4 protein-coding genes are annotated in these 3,190 nt (G+C 31.9%); all 4 read left to right on the plus strand.

Annotated features, from left to right (window positions below):
* Positions 1 to 411: 411 nt before the first annotated feature.
* Complete coding sequence (locus tag TJ68_RS03940; protein ID WP_040928870.1) at positions 412 to 789, plus strand: plasmid mobilization protein; 378 nt, start codon at positions 412 to 414, stop codon at positions 787 to 789.
* On the plus strand, positions 771 to 1,679 hold the full coding sequence (locus tag TJ68_RS03945) for a relaxase/mobilization nuclease domain-containing protein (RefSeq protein WP_040928871.1): 909 nt from the start codon (positions 771 to 773) through the stop codon (positions 1,677 to 1,679). The genes TJ68_RS03940 and TJ68_RS03945 overlap by 19 nt, the downstream gene beginning before the upstream one ends.
* Positions 1,660 to 2,055 carry a hypothetical protein gene (locus TJ68_RS03950; protein ID WP_040928872.1) on the plus strand — a complete coding sequence of 132 codons (396 nt, stop codon included), beginning with the start codon at positions 1,660 to 1,662 and terminating at the stop codon, positions 2,053 to 2,055. The genes TJ68_RS03945 and TJ68_RS03950 overlap by 20 nt, the downstream gene beginning before the upstream one ends.
* 365 nt (positions 2,056 to 2,420) lie before the next feature.
* Positions 2,421 to 3,190: hypothetical protein (locus tag TJ68_RS03955; RefSeq protein WP_040928873.1), on the plus strand; the 770-nt coding region annotated here is incomplete at its 3' end.

Below are 3,190 nucleotides of genomic sequence, written 5' to 3' on the forward strand. Positions count from 1 at the left end.
AACGAACAGTCAGCTTGGTCAGAAATTCATCGTAATTCAAAATATAAATATCGTAAAAAATTAAAGAGATATCAGACATAAATTTTTCAGATATTTTGCGAGAAACTTTAACCAATAATCACGAAAAGTTACGAGCAGAATTAGAAAATTATATAGCCACTTCACATCATGATAAGCTATATAATTTTGACACAAAGAACTTGAACTTAGACTAGCCGTGGCTAGTCTTTTTTTGTGCTAACAAAAAACAAAGGGGCTTGGGGATACTCCCCAACAAGCCGGTATATTCAGAACGAAGTGGCTAGAATATACGACGCTTGCCAAACCCTTTGAAATCATTTAATTTATTGATATGGATATAGAGATAAATTATAATAAATTTATTAATATGATTTGAAAGGGTGGGTTTTAATGAGCGAACAAAATAAATCTGTGGCTAGCGGAAAATTGCGTAAGCCGGTCCGCAAAGAGCCAAAACAGATTTCTTTTAGAGTGAGCGAAAACGAATATTCAAAGTTAAAACAATCTGCAGAAACTTTGAATATGAGCGTGCCACAATTTGTGAAGAGTAAAGCACAAGGGAGTAGACTTGTAAGACCAAAATTCGACAAAGAAACTCGCACACAAATTGCAAAAGAATTAAGCGGAATTGGTAACAACCTTAATCAAATTTCTAGAGTGCTAAATATAAAAACTCAAAAAAATGAAGATATTCCTAATGAAGATTTGATTAGAAACTTTAACATTTTAAGAGAAGAAGTGAATAAGTTATGGCGATCACTAAACTAGGAAACACAAAATCAACATCACGAGCAATTAACTATGCTGAAAAACGAGCAACTGTGAAAGACGGTTTAAATTGTGATGTAGAGTATGCGAAATCATCTTTTAAGCATTTGAGAGCATTGTACGGCAAAGAGAATGGCATTCAAGGTCATACAATTATTCAATCGTTTAAGCCTGGAGAAGTCACAGAAAAACAATGTAATGAATTAGGTCTACAACTCGCTCGTGAAATTGCTCCAGATTATCAAGTCGCTGTGTATACGCATAACGATAAAGAGCATATTCATAATCATATAATCATTAACTCTGTAAACATTGATACTGGAAAAAAATATCAGAGTAATAAAGCACAAAGAGAGTTAATTAAACAAAAAAATGATGAGATATGTAGAGAACATGGGCTTTCAGTCCCAGTTAAAACAAGTACTTTAAGATATACGCAATCTGAAAAAGGGTTACTGGAAAATGGTAAAACTAGTTGGAAAGATGAGATAAGACAAGCAGTAAATATTGCTAAAAGCCAAAATAACGATTTTGAGAGCTTTAAAAGTCATTTGGGTAGTTTAGGTATAGAAACTAAATTAAGAGGCTCTACGGTGTCTTATTTGCACCCTGAACGTGAAAAATGGGTGCGTGGGAAAACTTTAGGTGCTGATTATGAATTAGGGGGGATAGAAAATGAGTTTACAAGACAAACTGAATCAACAAAAACAAATGACTGGGACAAATTCGAGCAAGACACAGAATTCAGAAGAAATAAACGAATTAAAGAAACAGAACGAAATGTTGATGAAGAGAATGATAGAAATAGAGAAAGATCAGGACACGAGAAATCGGAAGATAGACCGATTGTTAAGCGAACTCGACGACTCGATGGAGGCATGGAATTATAAAATAGCAACGCTCAAAGATAGTACCAGCAGTCATTTAGTTACTTCTCAAAAAGAAAATTATAACCAAGTGAAAAGTCTGTTAATCGAACAAACCAATTTAATCATGCAAAACCATAAAGAGCGTAAAGAACTACAGAATAATTTTTATAAGTTTAAAGCTTATTCTCTACTTACTTTGCATGTGATTGCGATGATTTTACTGATAGCCGTAATCTCTAGAGTTTTAGCTTACGGAATTTGGGAAGGACTTCGACTAAACATCATGTGGGAAACAGAAGAATGGTACTGGATGCTTTTATCTATTTTTATTGTTGTTGCTTTAGTATCAGCAGTCATTTATCTAATCTATCGTGGAATTAAAAATAAACCGTATTAATAAAAATAAGACATGTGGTTTATGCCGAGAAAACTTTTTGTTTGGAAAAGCAATCGTATTAAACTTGAGTGCAGTAGTGGTTTACCACTGCTGCAACTCAAAGAGTTTATAGATTGCGTAAGGTTCCGAACAAAAAGGAAATTGGAATAAAATTAAAAAAGACAGCATATCAACTGAATGATATACTGTCTTGAAGAAAAGAAAATTGAAAAGATAAATAGTTAGCCACCTATTTATATCTCAAAATAAACAATCTCTAATTTATGCTTTGTTTACGTAGTTATATTATAACACGTAAATATAAATAGCAATATTTTGAGTACTCTTTTCTTTTTTTCTAATTCGAAAGATAAGGAGTATTTTTTATGGATAAATATAATGAAAATCAAGGTAATGGCAAAAAAGAGTTAACCGGACTATCTAATAGCCGGTTAACTGCACAAGGGCTTGTGCACTTACCTAAAAAAATAGCCGTAGGGTTTGATAGAATCACTGTCGTAGGTTATCTTATCGAAAGTCGAGAAAAGCAATTAAAAAAGCATGTTGAGAGAGACCCTAGAATAAATTTACGTGATACTGGTTTTGATAAGTTTAAGGCTCATGCTTTAGATAATAAAGTATATGTTGAGTATGATAGACGACTTGCGAAACAGTTTAATCGTAGTGAAATTAGAGTTGAATTTAATCCAAGTAAATTATCAGACGAAGAAAAAGAATTTGTTCAATTCGTATTTTTAAATAATATGCGTGGTAAGGAATTTTCAAGAATAGATTTAGCATTTGATTTACCAATTGATTTAAATGACTGGTATGTTATGTCAGATAAATCATTAAAGAAAACTATCTTTTATGGTCGAGATGATAAACCAGAAACAAAGTATTTTGGAGTTCGAGATAGTGAACGCTATATCAGAATTTATAATAAGAAATTGCAACTAAATGAAGTTGATAAAAAAGAAATTGAAGATGAATACTTATGGAGAATTGAATTTGAACTAAAACGATCCATGACATCAAAATGGGATAAATGTTTTGATGATTTGCATATTTTACAACCTAAATTAAGTTTAATAAATAACTTTGAAGAAAAAGCAAAATTATATTATTTGATTAACGAACAGTCAGCTTGGTTCAG

The sequence above is a fragment of the Nosocomiicoccus massiliensis genome (assembly GCF_000438455.1).
GTDB classification, from domain to species: Bacteria; Bacillota; Bacilli; order Staphylococcales; family Salinicoccaceae; genus Nosocomiicoccus; species Nosocomiicoccus massiliensis.

Excerpts from the sequence above, each read along its gene's own strand:
- TJ68_RS03940 (WP_040928870.1), top strand. The coding sequence starts at position 412 with ATGAGCGAACAAAATAAATCTGTGGCTAGCGGAAAATTGCGTAAGCCG.
- TJ68_RS03945 (WP_040928871.1), top strand. The coding sequence starts at position 771 with ATGGCGATCACTAAACTAGGAAACACAAAATCAACATCACGAGCAATT.
- TJ68_RS03950 (WP_040928872.1), top strand. The coding sequence starts at position 1,660 with ATGGAGGCATGGAATTATAAAATAGCAACGCTCAAAGATAGTACCAGC.